The sequence below is a fragment of the Salinisphaera sp. S4-8 genome (genome assembly GCF_040361235.1).
Lineage (GTDB): Bacteria > Pseudomonadota > Gammaproteobacteria > Nevskiales > Salinisphaeraceae > Salinisphaera.
In genome coordinates this window covers 139496-155564 of sequence record NZ_APNF01000003.1, presented here as the reverse complement: position 1 = coordinate 155564, position 16069 = coordinate 139496, and the positions used below count along the sequence as shown (strand labels likewise).

20 protein-coding genes are annotated in these 16069 nt (G+C 64.0%); 10 read left to right on the top strand and 10 right to left on the bottom strand.

Features of this window, described 5'->3' with window-relative positions; all coding sequences use genetic code 11:
- Positions 1–6 precede the first annotated feature (6 nt).
- From S4A8_RS05825 to S4A8_RS05815, 3 genes are read right to left on the bottom strand one after another with little or no spacing between them, the layout of a single operon-like run.
- The gene (locus tag S4A8_RS05825; protein WP_353219418.1) at positions 7–480 is read right to left on the bottom strand and encodes a TspO/MBR family protein; all 474 of its coding nucleotides are present in this window, start codon (positions 478–480) and stop codon (positions 7–9) included.
- A complete protein-coding gene (locus tag S4A8_RS05820; protein WP_353219417.1) occupies positions 473–751 on the bottom strand; it encodes a hypothetical protein in 279 nt (92 codons plus the stop codon). Before S4A8_RS05820 ends, S4A8_RS05825 begins: the two co-directional genes overlap by 8 nt.
- Before the next feature lie 3 nt (positions 752–754).
- Entirely contained in the window at positions 755–1138 is a 384-nt protein-coding gene (locus tag S4A8_RS05815; protein ID WP_353179090.1) for a sirohydrochlorin chelatase, read from the bottom strand.
- Positions 1139–1238: 100 nt separating this feature from the next.
- On the opposite strand from S4A8_RS05815, the gene sufT reads away from it, so the two are divergent.
- Positions 1239–1790, top strand: a complete 552-nt coding sequence (gene sufT / locus S4A8_RS05810) for a putative Fe-S cluster assembly protein SufT (RefSeq protein ID WP_353179089.1) — start codon at positions 1239–1241, stop codon at positions 1788–1790.
- Positions 1791–1865: 75 nt separating this feature from the next.
- Entirely contained in the window at positions 1866–3035 is a 1170-nt protein-coding gene (locus S4A8_RS05805; RefSeq protein ID WP_353219416.1) for an MFS transporter, read from the top strand.
- On the opposite strand, the gene S4A8_RS05800 is transcribed toward S4A8_RS05805, so the two are convergent.
- From S4A8_RS05800 to S4A8_RS05790, 3 genes are read right to left on the bottom strand one after another with little or no spacing between them, the layout of a single operon-like run.
- Entirely contained in the window at positions 3032–3178 is a 147-nt protein-coding gene (locus tag S4A8_RS05800) for a DUF3096 domain-containing protein (protein WP_353219415.1), read from the bottom strand. The two genes, S4A8_RS05805 and S4A8_RS05800, sit on opposite strands and share 4 nt — an antisense overlap.
- Before the next feature lie 58 nt (positions 3179–3236).
- Positions 3237–3926, bottom strand: a complete 690-nt coding sequence (locus S4A8_RS05795; RefSeq protein ID WP_353219414.1) for an FFLEELY motif protein — start codon at positions 3924–3926, stop codon at positions 3237–3239.
- Entirely contained in the window at positions 3923–5068 is a 1146-nt protein-coding gene (locus tag S4A8_RS05790) for an SMP-30/gluconolactonase/LRE family protein (protein ID WP_353179083.1), read from the bottom strand. The genes S4A8_RS05795 and S4A8_RS05790 overlap by 4 nt, the downstream gene beginning before the upstream one ends.
- A 172-nt stretch (positions 5069–5240) precedes the next feature.
- Here S4A8_RS05790 and S4A8_RS05785 point away from each other — a divergent pair, with 172 nt between their 5' ends.
- Positions 5241–5717, top strand: coding sequence for a DUF4112 domain-containing protein (locus S4A8_RS05785; RefSeq protein WP_353219413.1), 477 nt, complete (start codon positions 5241–5243; stop codon positions 5715–5717).
- A gap of 4 nt (positions 5718–5721) precedes the next feature.
- Positions 5722–6183, top strand: a complete 462-nt coding sequence (locus tag S4A8_RS05780) for a peroxiredoxin (protein WP_353179079.1) — start codon at positions 5722–5724, stop codon at positions 6181–6183.
- 10 nt (positions 6184–6193) lie between these two features.
- On the opposite strand, the gene S4A8_RS05775 is transcribed toward S4A8_RS05780, so the two are convergent.
- Together S4A8_RS05775 and S4A8_RS05770 are read right to left on the bottom strand one after the other, a co-directional pair.
- Entirely contained in the window at positions 6194–6568 is a 375-nt protein-coding gene (locus S4A8_RS05775; RefSeq protein ID WP_353219412.1) for a DUF423 domain-containing protein, read from the bottom strand.
- Positions 6565–7401, bottom strand: a complete 837-nt coding sequence (locus S4A8_RS05770; RefSeq protein ID WP_353219411.1) for a PhzF family phenazine biosynthesis protein — start codon at positions 7399–7401, stop codon at positions 6565–6567. The genes S4A8_RS05775 and S4A8_RS05770 overlap by 4 nt, the downstream gene beginning before the upstream one ends.
- A 75-nt stretch (positions 7402–7476) precedes the next feature.
- On the opposite strand from S4A8_RS05770, the gene ppk1 reads away from it, so the two are divergent.
- The 6 genes from ppk1 to S4A8_RS05740 all read left to right on the top strand — a co-directional run bounded on the left by ppk1 (position 7477) and on the right by S4A8_RS05740 (position 14651).
- Positions 7477–9564 carry a polyphosphate kinase 1 gene (gene ppk1, locus S4A8_RS05765; RefSeq protein WP_353219410.1) on the top strand — a complete coding sequence of 696 codons (2088 nt, stop codon included), beginning with the start codon at positions 7477–7479 and terminating at the stop codon, positions 9562–9564.
- A 119-nt stretch (positions 9565–9683) separates the two neighbouring features.
- Positions 9684–10652, top strand: coding sequence for a lipid-binding SYLF domain-containing protein (locus S4A8_RS05760; protein ID WP_353219409.1), 969 nt, complete (start codon positions 9684–9686; stop codon positions 10650–10652).
- A gap of 29 nt (positions 10653–10681) precedes the next feature.
- Complete coding sequence (gene mtgA / locus S4A8_RS05755; RefSeq protein WP_353219408.1) at positions 10682–11356, top strand: monofunctional biosynthetic peptidoglycan transglycosylase; 675 nt, start codon at positions 10682–10684, stop codon at positions 11354–11356.
- 43 nt (positions 11357–11399) lie between these two features.
- Complete coding sequence (locus tag S4A8_RS05750) at positions 11400–12416, top strand: hydrolase (RefSeq protein WP_353179069.1); 1017 nt, start codon at positions 11400–11402, stop codon at positions 12414–12416.
- Between the two features lie 5 nt (positions 12417–12421).
- Positions 12422–13447, top strand: coding sequence for a TIGR04283 family arsenosugar biosynthesis glycosyltransferase (locus tag S4A8_RS05745; protein WP_353219407.1), 1026 nt, complete (start codon positions 12422–12424; stop codon positions 13445–13447).
- Positions 13448–13460: 13 nt separating this feature from the next.
- Positions 13461–14651, top strand: coding sequence for a phospholipase D-like domain-containing protein (locus S4A8_RS05740; RefSeq protein ID WP_353219406.1), 1191 nt, complete (start codon positions 13461–13463; stop codon positions 14649–14651).
- 15 nt (positions 14652–14666) lie between these two features.
- Here S4A8_RS05740 and S4A8_RS05735 read toward each other — a convergent pair whose 3' ends face one another.
- Both S4A8_RS05735 and S4A8_RS05730 read right to left on the bottom strand, forming a co-directional pair.
- The gene (locus S4A8_RS05735) at positions 14667–15464 is read right to left on the bottom strand and encodes an ABC transporter permease (RefSeq protein ID WP_353219405.1); all 798 of its coding nucleotides are present in this window, start codon (positions 15462–15464) and stop codon (positions 14667–14669) included.
- Positions 15455–16066, bottom strand: a complete 612-nt coding sequence (locus S4A8_RS05730; RefSeq protein WP_353219404.1) for an ABC transporter ATP-binding protein — start codon at positions 16064–16066, stop codon at positions 15455–15457. Before S4A8_RS05730 ends, S4A8_RS05735 begins: the two co-directional genes overlap by 10 nt.
- Between the last annotated feature and the right edge of the window lie 3 nt (positions 16067–16069).

Sequence of the window (16069 nt, the reverse complement as noted above, 5' to 3'; positions counted from 1 at the left end):
AGCGACCTACAGACTGTTCCAGTTCAATACCAATAGCCCGGCGTTGAGATAGACCGCATAACTGACCCAGGCCAGATAGGGCACCAGTAAAAGTCCGGCGAGTCGGTCGATGCGCCAGAAGGCGGCGAGTGTTGCGGCCAGCACCAGCCATAGCGCGACGATGACGATTAGTGCCCAGACCAGCGCGTGGGCGCCGAAGGCCACCGGCATCCAGAGTGCATTGAGCAGCAGCTGGAGCGCGAACAGCGCCAGCGCGCGACCGACGCCTGCCGCGCGCCAGACGCGCCATGCGGCCACGGCCATGCCGATATACAACAGCGTCCAGGCGATCGGAAACGCGATATCCGGCGGTGTGCCGGCCGGCTGGTTGAGCTGTTCGTACCAAAGCCCCGGCGGGAATACCGCGCCGGTCAGCGATACCAGGGCGACCGCGATACCGCATACCAGCGCCGCGCGCGTGGCATTGAACGAATCACGCATGGAAAACGCCCCGACCCGTGGGCACCCACCAGGTAAAGCCGAAGATCAGCGTGGCCATGATGGTGGTGCCCCAGCCGACCTTGCGCCCCTGGACGGCGATGAAGGCCAGCGGGAATTCGAGGATATGGATCATGAGCACGATCGCCCACAGCTGGGTGACCGGATGGGCAAAGCCGTACACGACATAGCAGTACAGGCCGAAGCCATGCAGTACCAGCAACACCAGATTGAGCAGCAGCCAGAAGCGGCGATTGTCGGCGATACGATCCATTGTCTAGACGCTGGTGGCGGCGCTGTCGGCGAGCATGGTCAGCAACAGCTTCGGCATGGTTTCGGATGTGCCCAGATAGGGGGCGATCTCGATATGCACGTCCGGATGCTGTGCCTGGGTTGTGGCGACTTCCTCCGGGATATCCTCGGCGACATGCCGGCCGGCCGACAGAAAATAGGGCAGCACGGTGATATGCGCCGCGCCGTCGGCGATCAGGCGTTCCAGACCGTCCGGGATGGAGGGGTCGGCGAGTTCCAGAAAGGCGCATTCGATCGCAGCGAAACGCTCGCCGGATTCGGCGCGCACGCGCTCGGTGAGGGCGCGCACTTCGTCGTTCGAAGCCTGACGGCGACTGCCGTGGGCCACGACAAGCAGGGATTTTTTCATAGCCGCAATCCTACCAGAGCATGATGCGATACAGGCGGCCGGACAGGTATCAATGCGGTTGGTAGACTATGTTGATCTACATCAACGCAGGTATCTAGCCATGCAGATGCCCTCCAACGAACCCGTCACCTTCCAGCGCGACTGCGAAGCGGTGCTCATTCCGGCCGGCGATACGGTCGAGATTCCGGTCGGCACCCACGGCAACATCACCCAGGCGCTGGGCGGCTCCTTCACGGTCTATATCGCCGGCAACCTGATTCGCATCGCCGGTGAGAACGCTGATGCCATCGGCCAGGAACCGCCCGAGCCGCTGCGCCTGCCCGAAGGCGCGGGCAACGACGATGTCGAAGCCATGGTATGGGACCAGATGCGTACCGTGTTCGACCCGGAGATTCCGATCAATCTGGTCGATCTCGGCCTGGTCTATCAGTGCGATTTCGATCATAGCGACCCGCAGGCCCGTATCGTGGATATCGACATGACCCTGACCGCGCCGGGCTGCGGCATGGGCGATATCCTCGTCGACGACGTGCGTAACAAGGTCAAGATGGTGCCCACCATCGCCCAGGTGCGTGTCGAGCTCGTATTCGACCCGCCGTGGACGATGGAAATGATGAGCGACGCCGCCAAGCTCCAGGTGGGCATGCTCTAGACCACCTCGCCTTGCCCGCGGGCAAGCGCGAACGTAGCCTTTGCTGCATCTTGCATCGACCAAGGAGCAGCCCCAGTGGCGGATACGATCGAAAGCGGCATGGGCGCCGAGCGCCGGCTACTGGGACTGAGCTGGTCGCATTTTCTCAACGACGGCGCGGCGACCTTTCTGCCCGGCATCCTGCCGGCGTTGCTGATTCAGATGCAGCTGTCGGTCAGCCTGGCCGGCACCATCATGGCCGCGCTGCTGGTCGGTCAGGGCTTGCAGCCGCTGGTCGGCCTGCTCGGCGATCGCTTCGGCGGGCGCACGTTCGTCGTGCTGGGCCTGCTGGGTTCGTCTGCCGGTGGGGCGATGATCGGTTTCGTGGATACGATGCCCTGGCTGATCGCCGTGCTGGTGCTCATCGGCATTTCCAATGCCCTGTTTCATCCCCAGGCGTTGGCCGGCGTACGCTTGCTGTCGCATCAGCGCCAGGGCAGTGCGATGTCGTTTTTTCTGGTCGGCGGCGAAATCGGGCGTGGCGTTTGGCCAGCACTGGCCAGCCTCGTGGTGGTACATATCGGGATGTCGTATCTGTGGCTGCTGTCGATCCCGGCCCTGTTCACCCTGCCGCTGTTATGGCGCTGGGCGCCGAGCCTGCCCGCGCGTCAGGCCGATACCACGCCGATCGCCTGGCGCCGGCATGCGGGGCCCTTGGGCCGGCTGGTGTTGTTCTGCGCTTTGCGCGCGCTGATCATTTTCAGTGTGATTACGTTCGTGCCGGTGTTGTGGTCCCAGGCCGGCGGCGGGCTCACCGCCGGCGCGAGTTTCATCACCGTGCTCATGGTCGTCGGCGTGATCGGCAATCTCGGTGGCGGGCGTCTGGCCGATTCGCAGCCCACGCGCCCGATACTCATCGGCTCGATGCTGGTGTCGAGCGTGCTGCTCGTCGCCTTTGTGGTGCTGCACGGGCTGTGGCTATGGCTGGTGCTGGCGGCGTTGGGGATCGCGCTGTTCTCGACCCTGCCGTTGACCATGCTCATTGCCCAGGACGTGTTACCGGAGAACCGCTCGTTCGGTTCCGGTCTGGCACTGGGGCTTGCCAACGCGATGGGCGCGTTGGCGATCATCGCTTTGGGGCCGGTGGCCGAGCATTTCGGTGCGGCCGCGCCGCTATCGCTGGCTGCAGCCGCTGGCCTGATCGCGGCGGTGCTGGCGTTCTGGCTGCCGGCGCATCGCGCGCCGACGCTAGGGAATACGCCCTAGAAATGCACCAGACCGAGCACGCCGATAAGAATCAGATAGCCGGCGACGATGTAGTTGAGCAGGCGCGGCACCACGAGAATGGCAATGCCGGCGGCCAGCGAGATGATCGGTACGAGGCTGGCATCGGAAATGGTGATGGTCATCGAACAGCGGCGGTGAGGAATTTGACGTGAGAATGCGGCAAGGCGCAGCCGAGCGCAATCAGCTGCTGCCCCCGGTGCGCCCGATCAGTCGGTCGAGCTCGCGCCGTTGCAACGCCAGCGCTTCACGGGTCGCGGTTTCCAGATCGCGGGTGTTGCGCATGGCCGAAAATCCTTCGGCCAGCAGGCCATAGGTCTGGCCCATGCCCAGCGCCTTGGCTGGCGAGCTGGCCAGCTTGAACGCCCAATAGGCGGCGCGGTTGTCGGCAAAGCCGCCGAGCAGATCCACGAGCTCGCCGACCCAGCCGATCTGCTGTTCGCGTACGTCGAATCGGCCAACCTCGCGAAAGGCGGCGACATAGCCCTTGCGGGTGATGGGCTGATCGGGCGTGCGCGTTTCCAGCTGCTCGGCCATGTCGGCATCCAGGGTATCGGCGGTATGCTGCAGACGCACCGCGATCACCAGCGGTCGATGGTCGTCGATGATGCGACCGATACGGTTCGCGATCTTGCCAGGGTCGGCGGTCAGCTCCGACCAATCCGCTTCAAGATAGAAGCTGCGGGTAAGAAAATGCAGCAGATCTTCGCCGTCGTAGCGCTCGGCCAGGGGGCGATGCAGGGCCGCGGTGTTGCGGGCCTGCCATTCGCGTAGCGCGGCCAGGCGGGCGTCGAACGCCGGCTCACTACGCTCGGCAAGCGCGGCGCGGGCCTGGCGTAGTTCGATGAGTGCCTGTTCGAGATTCGAGCTCATGGCGTAACCGGGGCCGGTCGGGATATACGTGCGAAGGCGTCGGCTGCAAGACTGCCCAGATAGAGCGTATCGCCGTGTTCTTCGACGCTGGTGATTGGGGCGAAGGCATTGGCTGCATCGTCGCGCAAATCGGTGACCACCGTACCATCGGCTTTGATCCCCAGCAGGCTGGCCACGTGCTTGGGCGCCGGCTGGAGCGCCTCGGGCAGATGGAAGACGATTTTTCGCAGCCAGGGCTTGTCGGCGGCGAAATCCAGCAGCTGGTTGCGCGGGGCGAACAGCGCGACCCATAGCGTATCGCTGTCGGCGCCGTGCGAGATCCCGTCGGGAAAGCCCGGCAGCCGGTCGATGAAAATATCGCTCTGACCCGCCTTGTCGCCGGTCAGCCAGTAGCGCAATACACGATAGCTGCCGGTTTCGGTGACCAGTACATGGGATTGATCGCCGCTGACAGCTACACCGTTAGCGAACTGTAGTCCGCCGAGTAACACGGTGACGCTGGCGGTGTCCGGGTCGTATTCCAGCAGCCGGCCGTGGCCGCCGTGTTCGAGAATATCGGTGCGATAGGCCGCCTGGTCGTACTTGCTCGACGCGTCGGTAAAATAGATGCGTCCGTTGGCGGCGACATCCACATCGTCGGTGAATTTGAATGGCACACCGTCGGCGCCGCTGGCCAGGATCTTGATATCGCCGTCGCTGTTGATCGCCAGCAGGCCCTTGTCGGCATCGGCCACGATCAGCGTCTGGCCCGGGCGGCTCGTGTCTGCGGCGGGGATACCGTTCTGGGCTGCGTTATCAGGCGGCGCCACCGGGCCATCCGAGAACGCCAGGCCGAGCGGGCGGCCATTGGTCGTGGCGAATACCTCGCCGTTGCGCCCGTTGCTGTCGAAACGCCGGATCGTACCGTCCTCGTAGCCGGCATACAGCCGCCCCTGATCGTCGATCGCGACATCTTCGGGGCCCACGGCCACACCCTGGGCCAGACGTTCGGCCTGGGCCAGCGGCGCGCTTTGCACCGGCGCGTTGCCGGTCACCGCAGGCGCCGGATTCCACGGCTGGGGCGTGAAATCGCTGGGCCAGAACAGCGCATAGGCGATGAACGCCAGCAGCGCGATCAGCAACAGGGTGAACAGTTTTTTCATGTCGTTCCTTGGCCCGCTAAACGCAGTCGGGCGGTGAATCCGCCTACAATGATCGCAAATATCAGTGCCGCTCGTTTACCTGTCCTCAGCAAACGACACGCGCGGGGCGACGTCTGGCACGCGCAAAAGACGCCAGCGCGGCCGTGGCGGCATAAATCTTAAAGGTTGCCTAATGAACGACACCGTTTCGCCCGCCCTGCTTGCCAAGCGCCGTGCCAGCCTCAGCCGGATCGACCGACTCGCGTGGTGGCTCGACGATGCCTTCGAAATTCCGGTTATCCGTAAACGCGTGGGCATCGACGGCATTGCCGGCCTCGTGCCCTTTGCTGGCGATCTGGTCGGTGCGGGGCTGTCGAGCCTGCTGGTGATCGAAGCCTTGCGTCTGGGTGCGCCCAAAAGCGTATGGATGCGTATGGGGGCCAACGCGGGCGTGGATTTCCTCGTCGGCCTGGTGCCGGTGGTCGGCGATATTTTCGATATTGCCTGGAAGGCCAATCGTCGTAACGAGCGTGTGTTACGACGCTGGCTGGAAAAAACCACCCAAACCGAAAAAAAAACCGCTCGCTGGGGCGGCGCGTTAGGCGTTAGTCTGGGGCTGGCCGTTGCATTCATCGTTACCGTCGTGCTCTGGCGCGCGCTATTCGGGTAAGCTCATGAGTCATAAAATCGATGTGGGCGATCGTGCCCCCGCTATCCAGCGCCGTGCCCACGACGGGCGCGAGATCGACACCGAGGCGTCGCTCGGAGAGCGGCCGCTCGTGGTCTATTTCTATCCGCGCGACGGTACGCCCGTGTGTACCCGCCAGGCCTGTGGCTTTCGCGATCAACTCGAGGCCTTCAACGCCATGGATGCCGAGGTCATCGGTATCAGCGCCGACGACGATGCCAGCCATCGGGACTTCGCAGAGAAACACGCGCTCGATTTTGCGTTGATTGCCGACGAGGACGGTTCGCTGTCCAAGGCCTTTGATGTGGGCCGTGCGCTGGGCGTGCTGGGCAACCGGGTGACCTTCGTGATTGATCGCGAGGGCATCGTGCGTCTGCGCTATCAGGCCCAGATGGCCGCGAACCGGCATGTCGACAAAGCGCTGATCACGCTGCGCGAGATCGGCTAGGCCCGACGAGCTACTGGCCGCGCAGCACCGCCCACAACAGCGCTGCCCAGCCCACGATCAGCAGCACGCCGCCGATGGGCGTGATCGCGCCCAGCCAGCGAAGGCCCGAAAAGGCGAGCAGATACAGGCTGCCGGAAAAAACGAGCGTGCCCAGAACAAAGCAGATCGTGGCTACGCTCGTGCCTGCGGAGCCCACGCCCTGGCGAGCGAGCAGGCCGACGCCGAGCAGCGCGAGCGCGTGATAGAACTGATATTGCACGGCGGTATGCCAGATCGCCTGCATGTCGGCCGTCAGCCGGTCGGCCAGGGCATGGGCGCCGAAGGCGCCGAGCAGCACCCCGAGCAGCCCGTACAGACTGGCCGCGGCGAGTGCGAATTGGGTCATGAGCGAGCGGCCTCGAGGTCGATGAAGAGTTGGTTTTCGGCATAGCGTACGGCACGCCCGCCCAGATGCACGCGATCGTCGGCCAGTCGGCAAATGACGGTGCCGCCGCGGCGCGAGATCTGGCGTCCGGCGAGTTCGGTCTTGTGTAGACGCGCGCCCCAGTAGGGGGCGAGCGTACAGTGCGCCGAGCCGGTGACCGGGTCTTCGTCGATACCGTGCGCGGGTGCGAAATAGCGGGAGACGAAATCGTGTATGCCGTCGTCGGCGGGGGCGGTGGCGATCACGCCGCGATTGTCTTCGCGATTGCAGGCCGCCAGTGCGCGCATATCGGGCGCGAGCGCGGCTACGGTCGCGGCCTGGTCGAATATGGCCAGGTGGTTGGCGCCGACATGCCAGGCCACGCTGGTTGCGCCCAGCGCGGCTTCGACCGCTGCGGGCGCGCGCTCGAGCGGCTGTGCCGGTCGGCTGGGAAAATCCAGCCAGAGCATGCCGTCGGTTTCGCGCACGCCGAGTTCGCCTGCATGGCGGGTGGCAAAACGCAGTGGCGCGCGAAAGCCCGTGCGACAGTGCAACAGCACATAGGCGCTGGCCAGCGTGGCGTGACCGCACAACTCGACCTCGCAGGTCGGCGTGAACCAGCGCAACTGGTGCGTCGTGTCGCCGGGTACGACGAACGCGGTTTCAGCCAGGTTGTGCTCGGCCGCGATCGCGAGCAGCGTCGTATCATCGAGCCAGTCGTCGAGCAGGACCACCGCGGCCGGGTTACCGCGAAATACGCGGTCGGTAAAGGCATCGATATGCCAGGCGCTGAGTTGCAGTATCGCGTCTGTCATGGAAATGTCATCTGCTGTTGCTATCCGTTAAGCCCATTTTTCAAGCCGGCGCCTCGCGCCGCGAGTCGATTTCGCATGAGTGCAAACGCCAAAGACGTCGCAGAGCGCGAGCTCGATGCCCCCGATCTGTTCATCAATCGCGAGTTGTCGCTGCTCGAATTCAATGATCGGGTGCTCGAACAGGCCCGCGATACGCGCGTGCCGCTGCTCGAGCGGCTGAAATTCCTGTGTATTTCCTCGACCAATCTGGACGAGTTCTTCGAGGTGCGCGTGGCCGGGCTCAAGCAGAAGGCCGAACTGGTCAACTCGCCCACCGAGGCCGACAACCGCACGCCCACTGAAGCACTGCGTGCGATCAGCATGCGCGCACACGAGTTGGTGGCCAAACAATACAGCACGCTCAACAACGAATTGATTCCGGCGTTGCAGGACGAGGGTATCCGCTTTCTGCGCCGTTCGGAATGGAACGCCGAGCAGCGCGCGTGGCTGGCCCAGTTCTTCGAGGAGGAATTGCTGCCGGTGATCAGCCCGCTGGGGCTGGACCCGGCGCATCCGTTTCCGCGCATTCTCAACAAGTCGCTGAATTTCATCGTATCGCTCGACGGCACCGATGCCTTCGGACGCAAGATCGATTATGCCGTGGTGCAGGCGCCGCGCGCGCTGCCGCGGGTGATCCAGCTGCCCCAGGAAACCGGCAGCGGTCCGCACGATTTCGTGTTCCTGTCGTCGATCATCCATCAGCATGTCGGCGACCTGTTCCCGAGCATGGGCACGCGCGGCTGCTACCAATTCCGCGTGACGCGCAATTCCGATCTGTTCGTCGACGAAGAAGAGGTCGACGATCTGCTGCGCGCGGTCGAGGGCGAGTTGCCGTCACGCCGCTATGGCGATTGCGTGCGCCTGGAAGTCGCGCATAACTGCCCCGACTCGTTGAGCAAATACCTGCTCGATCGCTTTTTGCTGTCGCGCGAGGATCTGTTCCAGGTGGACGGGCCGGTCAACGTCAACCGCCTGATGTCGCTACTGGATACGGTCGATCGTCCGGACTTGAAATATCCGGCGTTTTCGCCGCGCCTGCCCAGCGAACTCGGGCCCAGTGGCGATCTGTTCGCCGAGATTCGTGCCTCGGACGTGCTCCTGCATCATCCCTTCGATTCGTTCCTGCCGGTGATCGATTTCGTGCGCCGGGCCGCGTCGGATTCGCGCGTACTCGCGATCAAGCAGACGCTGTATCGCACCGGGCCCGATTCGGCGGTGGTCGATGCGCTGGTCGAGGCCGCGCGGGCCGGCAAGGAAGTCACCGTGGTCGTGGAGCTGCGTGCGCGTTTCGACGAAGCTGACAACATCGAGCTGGCCAACCGGCTGCAGGCCGCCGGCGCGCATGTGGTCTATGGCGTGGTCGGTTACAAGACCCACGCCAAGATGACACTGATCGTGCGCCGCGAAACCGACGGTTTGCACAACTACGTGCATCTGGGCACCGGCAACTACCATCCCAAGACCGCACGGCTGTATACCGACTACGGTCTGTTCTCCTGCGACGACGATCTCGGCAACGATGTGCACGAGATGTTTCTGCAGCTCACCAGCCTGGGCAAGGTCTCGGGACTGGCACGGCTGCTGGATGCGCCGTTTCGCCTGCATGCAGCGATTATCGAAAAGATCGGCCGCGAGGCCGAGCATGCGAAGGCCGGCAAGCCGGGCCACATCATTGCCAAGATGAATTCTCTGGTCGAGCCGCAGGTGATTCGTGCGCTCTATGCCGCCTCCCAGGCCGGGGTGAAGATCGAGCTGATCGTGCGCGGTATCTGCTGTCTGCGCCCGGGTGTGGCCGGGGTGTCTGAGAATATTCATGTGCGTTCGATCGTCGGCCGGTTTCTTGAGCACACACGAGTCTTCTATTTCGCCAACGACGACGACCCCGAGCTGTATCTGGCCAGCGCCGACTGGATGGATCGGAATTTCTTCCGCCGCGTCGAAACCTGCTTTCCCGTGACCAGCCCGGCGTTATATGATCGGGTGCAGCGCGAACTGGCGCTCTACCTCGCCGACAACAGTCAGGCATGGCTGCTGGGCGAAGACGGGCGCTATACGCGTGCCGAGCCGGTCGGCGACGAACCGCCGCTGGCCGCTCAGAAGCGGCTGATGGAGGGGCCGGGCTGATCGCGGCGCATGCCACCGAATGTGAACCTGTGGTTGCGGTTGCGGTCTGATCGCGCGTAATTCTCGATTCGAGTCGGCGTTGGCGCCGGCTTCAACTCCGCAAGCAGGGGAAAGCATAGATGAAACAATGGATCACGGCGTTCGTGGCAGCGATCGCGCTGCTGTCGGTCACCACGACTGCGCTGGCGGCCAGCGAACAGGCCCAGGAACTCGACGATGCGACCACCGTCGTACGCCAGTTCGTGGATATCCCTGAAAATGCCATCCCGCCGGCCCTGCTGGGCCAGGCCTATGGCATCGCCGTCATTCCCAGCGTGTTCAAGGCCGGCTTCATCGTCGGCGGGCGCCACGGCAAGGGCGTATTGTCGGTACGTACCGCCGACGGCAGCTGGTCGAACCCGAGCTTCATCTCGCTGACCGGCGGCTCGATCGGCTGGCAGATCGGCGCGTCGTCGTCGGACATCATCCTGGTGTTCAAGACCCAGCGCAGCATCGACAAGATCGCCAATGGCCAGATCAACCTCGGCGCCGATGCCGCGGTGGCGGCGGGCCCGGTCGGGCGTAGCGCGGGCGCGTCGACCAATCTCGGCTTCGATGCCGAGGTCTACTCCTACTCGCGTTCGCGCGGGTTGTTCGCCGGCGTGTCGCTCGAAGGCGGCAAGATCAGCATCGATCGCGAAGCGAACTGGCTGTTCTACGACAAGGCCGGTATCGATGCCTACACCATCCTGCGTAGCAGCGACGAATCCAGTCTGCCGCAGCCCGGGCAGAAATTCGTGTATACGCTGGATCGCTACATGCCGCCGTCCAGCGAGTTCGATCGCGAGGCCGCGACCCGCGGCACGAGCATGGATTCGCGCAACAACAACGGCAATTCGGGCGGCAACGGCGCGCAACAGGACGATTACAGCCGCGGCCAGACCGTGCCCTACGAAAGCGGCAACGGCGTGGAAGTGCGCCAGGGCAATTACGACGCCCGGGACAACAGCGGCAATAGCGGCTACAACCAGAACAACAGCGCCAACGACGACAACTACAACCAGGGTGGTGGTAGCGGCGACTACGGTAGCGGCAACAGCAACTATTGAGCGTTCTGCTTAGACGACCCTTTCGCTATGTGCTGATCGCTGTCGGCGTGCTCTTGCTCGCGCCGGCAGCGATGATTCTGCTCATGCGCTGGGTCAACCCGCCGGTGACGGCGTACATGCTGCGCGTGCATCTTCAAAGCGAGGCCAGCGACCAGGGTCCGACGATCTTCTACCGCTGGACCGATTTGGACGATATGGCCGCCTGCATGCCGCTGGCCGCGGTGGCCTCCGAAGACCAGACCTTCCCCAGCCATCACGGCTTCGTGTGGTCGGCGATTGGCGATGCGCTGGTCGACAACGCCGAAGGCGGCACCATTCGCGGCGCGAGCACGATCAGCCAGCAAACCGCCAAGAATCTGTTTCTGTGGCCGGCGAAAAGCTATATCCGCAAGGCCATCGAGGCCTATCTCACGGTCTGGCTCGAAGTGCTCTGGCCCAAGCGACGTATTCTCGAGGTCTATCTCAATATCGCCCAGTTCGACGACCGCGTATTCGGTGTGGGCGCAGCCGCCCAGCGGTTGTTCGGGATCAGTGCCAGCCAGCTCAGCACCGCCCAGTGCGCGCGCCTGGCCGCGGTATTGCCCAATCCGGAAAAATACAGCGCGGCCTCGCCGGGGCCTTATGTGCGGGGTCAGGCGGCCTGGATCATGCGCCAGATGCGTCAGCTCGGCGATGGTTATCTGGATGAAACGCTAGGCCGGTAAAGTAGACCGCTATGAACTCGTTCACGTATTGCCGGTGCCTCTCATGCTGATTCGTAGCGAATTCGAACCGGCATTCTGGCTGCGCAACGCGCACGCACAGACCGTGTTCGCCTCCAAGATGCGCTCGGCGCCGCCGATCGAAGTCGAGCGCGAACGCCTGGAACTCGACGACGGCGATTTCCTGGATTTGTCGTGGCTGCCCGAGCGCGGCCTCGATGCCGATGCGCCGGTGGTGATCGTGCTGCACGGGCTCAACGGTTCGCTTGAATCCAAGTATGCCCGCGGCCTGCTGCGCCAGGCGGATGCCCACGGCGCGCGGGGCGTGCTCATGCATTTTCGCGGCGCTGCCGAGCCCAACCGGCTGGCCCGCAGCTATCACTCGGGAGAAACCGGCGACTTCGAAACCGTGGTTGCTCATGTGCGCCGGCGTTTTGCGCGCGCACCGCTGGCCGCGGTGGGGTATTCGCTGGGCGGCAACGTGCTGCTCAAGTATCTGGGCGAACAGGGGCGTGCGGCGCCGCTGGCCTGTGCTACGGCGGTATCCGTGCCCTACGATCTCAAGCGCTGTGCCGAGGCCATTCAGCAGGGGCTGTCGCGTATCTATCAGGCGCATCTGATCAATGGCCTGCGCGAGGCCTACGAGACCAAGTTCAAGCTCATCGAAGCCCCGCAGCCCTATCCGGATTTTCGCAAGCTGCGCGACTTTCCCGCCTTCGATAATGCCATCACCGCGCCGCTCAACGGCTTTCGTGATGCCGACGATTACTACGAACGCTCCAGCAGCGGCCCGTTTCTCAAGCATATCCGTGTGCCCACGCTGGTGATCCATGCCGAGGACGACCCGTTCATGGCACCGGACATCATTCCCGGACCCGAGGCGCTTTCCCAGGCGGTACGCCTGGAAGTCTCGCGTCATGGTGGCCATGTGGGCTTTGTGAGTGCCGGGCGTTACGGCGAGCCGGTCTACTGGCTGGAACAGCGCATTCCGGCCTGGTTGCGTGAACGTTTGCCCGGCTTCGTTGGCCCGGCATCGGTCAGCGAGGCCGAGGAAGCCGGCTAAGCGGCATGCCGGTCTCGCTGAGCGTGATCGTGCCGGCGATCGACGAAGCGACGGCGATTACCTCGTTACTGGCCGATCTGGCCGCCCAGCGCGATGTCGTTTTGCAGGTGATCGTCGCCGATGGCGGCTCGAGCGATGACACGGTCGCCGTGGCTCGTGCGGCCGGGGCCGAGGTGATTGCCAGTGCGCCCGGGCGCGGCATCCAGATGAATACGGCCGCAGCCCGCGCGCGCTACGACTGGCTGTGTTTTATGCATGCGGATAGCCGGCTGACCCACCCTGGCCAGCTCGCTGCGGCGATCGCCTGTTTGGATCAAATCGGTGATCACCGCGTGGCCGGACATTTCGCGCTGCGTTTCGTGCGCGAAACCGCGGGGCATGCGTTTTTCTATCGCTATCTGGAAGCCAAGAGTGCGACATCACGGCGCTACAGCATCAATGGCGATCAGGGTCTGATCATGCGCGCGCGTTTTTTTCACGAACTCGGCGGTTTCGATACGCGTCTGCCATTTCTCGAAGATCAACGCATGGCGGCGGCCATCGCCGCGCGTGGGCGCTGGCAGCTTTGCCCGTATCGGCTTGCAACCTCGGCGCGGCGTTTCGAACAGGAAGGCGAGCGTGCGCGTTACCTGCTCATGGCGTTGATCATGGCCATGTATAGCGCCGACGTGCCCTGTTTTTTCGAGCGCGCGCCTGCCGTGTACAAACGTCAGAGCCAGACCGCGCGGCTCGTCGTGACGCCGTATATCGATCTGCTGGCCGCGCTATGGCGCGAATACGGCACGTGCGCGGCGCTCCAGGTGAGTTGGCGGATGGCGGGCGTGGCGGTATCGCAGAGTTGGCAGCCGTTTCTGGCCCTCGATGTCGCGCTGCAACCGGTGCTCGGCACACGCCGTTATGCCAGTGCCTTGCACGATCGGCTGCCGACCGGCGTGCTGCACAATCGCGCCGCGCAGGGTGTTTTGATGGTCGTGGGTTTGTGCTGGGTTTTCGGGCCGTTACGACTGTGGTGTAGGCTGCGAAACAAATAATCGCCTGCCTGTCATGAATACGACCCAACCCGCTGCTTCGTCCGCCGATTCGCATGCCTACCGACGCGCGCTGGAAGGCACGCTCGGTATTCCGTTTACGCGCGGCAATCGCATCGAGCGTCTGGTCAACGGGGTTCGGATCTTTCCAGCCATGATCGAGGCGGTCGAGTCGGCCGCCGAGACGATCGATTTTCTGACCTTCATCTACTGGCAGGGCGAGGTCGCCGAGCGTTTTGGCCATGCCTTGGCCGAACGTGCCCGCGCGGGTGTTCGCGTACGCATCCTGCTAGATAGCTTCGGCGCCCACAGCATGCCCAAGGATGTGCTGGCCGAACTCGAAAACGCCGGCGCCCGGATCGCCTGGTTTCGTCCGGCCGTGCGCTGGCGCTTCTGGCAGGCCGATAATCGCACCCATCGCAAAATTCTGGTGGTGGACAACCGCATCGGTTTTACCGGCGGGGTCGGTATCGCCGCCGAATGGGATGGCGACGCGCGCGAGCCGAATGAATGGCGTGAAACGCATTTTCGTCTGACCGGGCCGGTGGTCGACGGCTTACGCGGTGCCTTTCTATCGAACTGGGTCGAGGCGGGTGAGCGTGGTTTCGACGACAGCTGGGCGATGTCCGATCCCGACATCGCCGAGCACGAAAACGGCGCGCTCATCCAGGTACTGCGCACTTCGGCCGCGGTGAACTACAGCGATATCGCGACCCTGTTTCGGCTGGTGATTTCGATCGCCCAGCGTCGGCTACGCATTACCACGGGCTATTTCGTGCCCGATACCGCCACCATCGACATGCTCTGTAATGCCGCCCGACGCGGGGTGAAAATCGAAGTGCTCATGCCGGGGCCGTATACCGATTCGCGGGTGGCGCGGGCCGCCGGCGATGATGCCTATCAACCGCTGCTCGAGGCCGGCGTCCATCTCTACCGTTACCAGCCGACGATGCTGCACGCCAAGATCGTGCTGGTCGACGACGTGGTGGCCATCAGTGGGTCGGCGAATTTCAATCACCGCTCCATGGGCAAGGACGACGAAATCGCCATCGCCATGATCGACCCCGACACCTTCGCCGCGCTCGACAGCGATTTCGATGACGATCGCGCACGTTGTCATCAGGTTACCCTCGGGAACTGGCAAAAACGCGGCGTCTTTCAACGCATCAAGGAATACCTCAGCCGGCTGCTCAAGCCACAGGCCTGAGTACGGCGATCGTTGTCACGCGCGGCGTAGCCGATCCAGGCGTAGGCGCTCGCGTGTATCGAACAGTCGCCGTGCACCCAGTGTCACCGCCAGCAGGGTGCCAAAGCCGGTGCCGGTGGCGATCAGGAACATGATCAGAATCTGATATTTGACCGCTTCCCAGGGCGGGCTGCCGGCCAGGATCTGGCCGGTCATCATGCCGGGCAGGCTGATGATGCCGGCTGCCGCCATGGCGTTGAGCATGGGAATGAGCCCGGCGCGCATGGCATCGCGCCGCATGTCGGCGATTGCTTCGGCCGCGCTGGCGCCCAGCGCGAGTCGCGTCTCGACCACGTTCGCGCCGCGCCAGACTTCCTGGGTGAGCCGGTCCAGCGCCAGCGCGATACCGGTCATCGTATTGCCCAGTAACATGCCCAGCAGCGGAATCGCGTACTGCGGCGTATACCAGGGCTCGACCCGAATCACGATCACCAGCGTCGCCACGGCCGTGACGAACGACGACAGGAACATGGCCGCCGTGCCGGCGAGAAAGCCATAGCCGCCGACGAAGCGTCGTTTCTGGCGGGTGGCTGCTTCGCGCCCGGCCAGCAGCAGCATGACAAAGGCCATGGCTGCGACCCAGTGCAGCTGCTGTTGGGCAAAGACCGCCTCCAGAATCAGGCCGACGAGCGCGAGCTGGGCGGCCGTGCGCACGGCCGCCACCAGCAGGGTTCGGGTGATGCCCAGCTGCATCGCCGTGGTCGTCGCCGCCAGCGCCAAAACCGCGATCGCGGCCAGGCCCAGATCGAATAACGACAGCGAAATCAGTTGCACGGCGTCGATACGGGTTGGCCGCGGGCATCGAGCACCAGTCGCGACGAGGCCACGCGGGCAAGCTGGGCCTCATCGTGGCTGACCCAGATACAACAGGCATCGTGGGTGTTGCGATAGTCGCCGATCAAGCGCTCGACGCGTTCGATGTTCACGCCATCGAGATTGGCGGTCGGTTCGTCGAGCAGCAGCACGGCCGGGATGTGGGCGAGGGTACGAACAAGTGCCATGCGCTGGCGCTGGCCGGAGGATAGATGCCCGATGGGCGTATCGAGCAGGTCGGGTTCCAGATCGAGTGCGGCGAGCAGGGATACGCAATCGCGATCGAAATGCGCACGCGGCGTATCCGCCCACCAGGCCGATTCCGCGGCCAGAAAGGCCACCTGGCGACGCCATTCGGGGGCGGGCATATCGGTGGCGCGTACGCCATCCAGCCGGCACTCGCCCGCGTGCGCGTCGAGATCGGCCATCGCGCGCAGCAGCCGGGTCTTGCCGGCCCCCGAGGGCGCGCTCAGGCCTACACAGCCGCCGCCGTTCACGGCGATATCGACCGGGCCGATACCGCCCACGGTCAGGGCGTCGACCACAAAGCGCGGCTTGCTCACGCG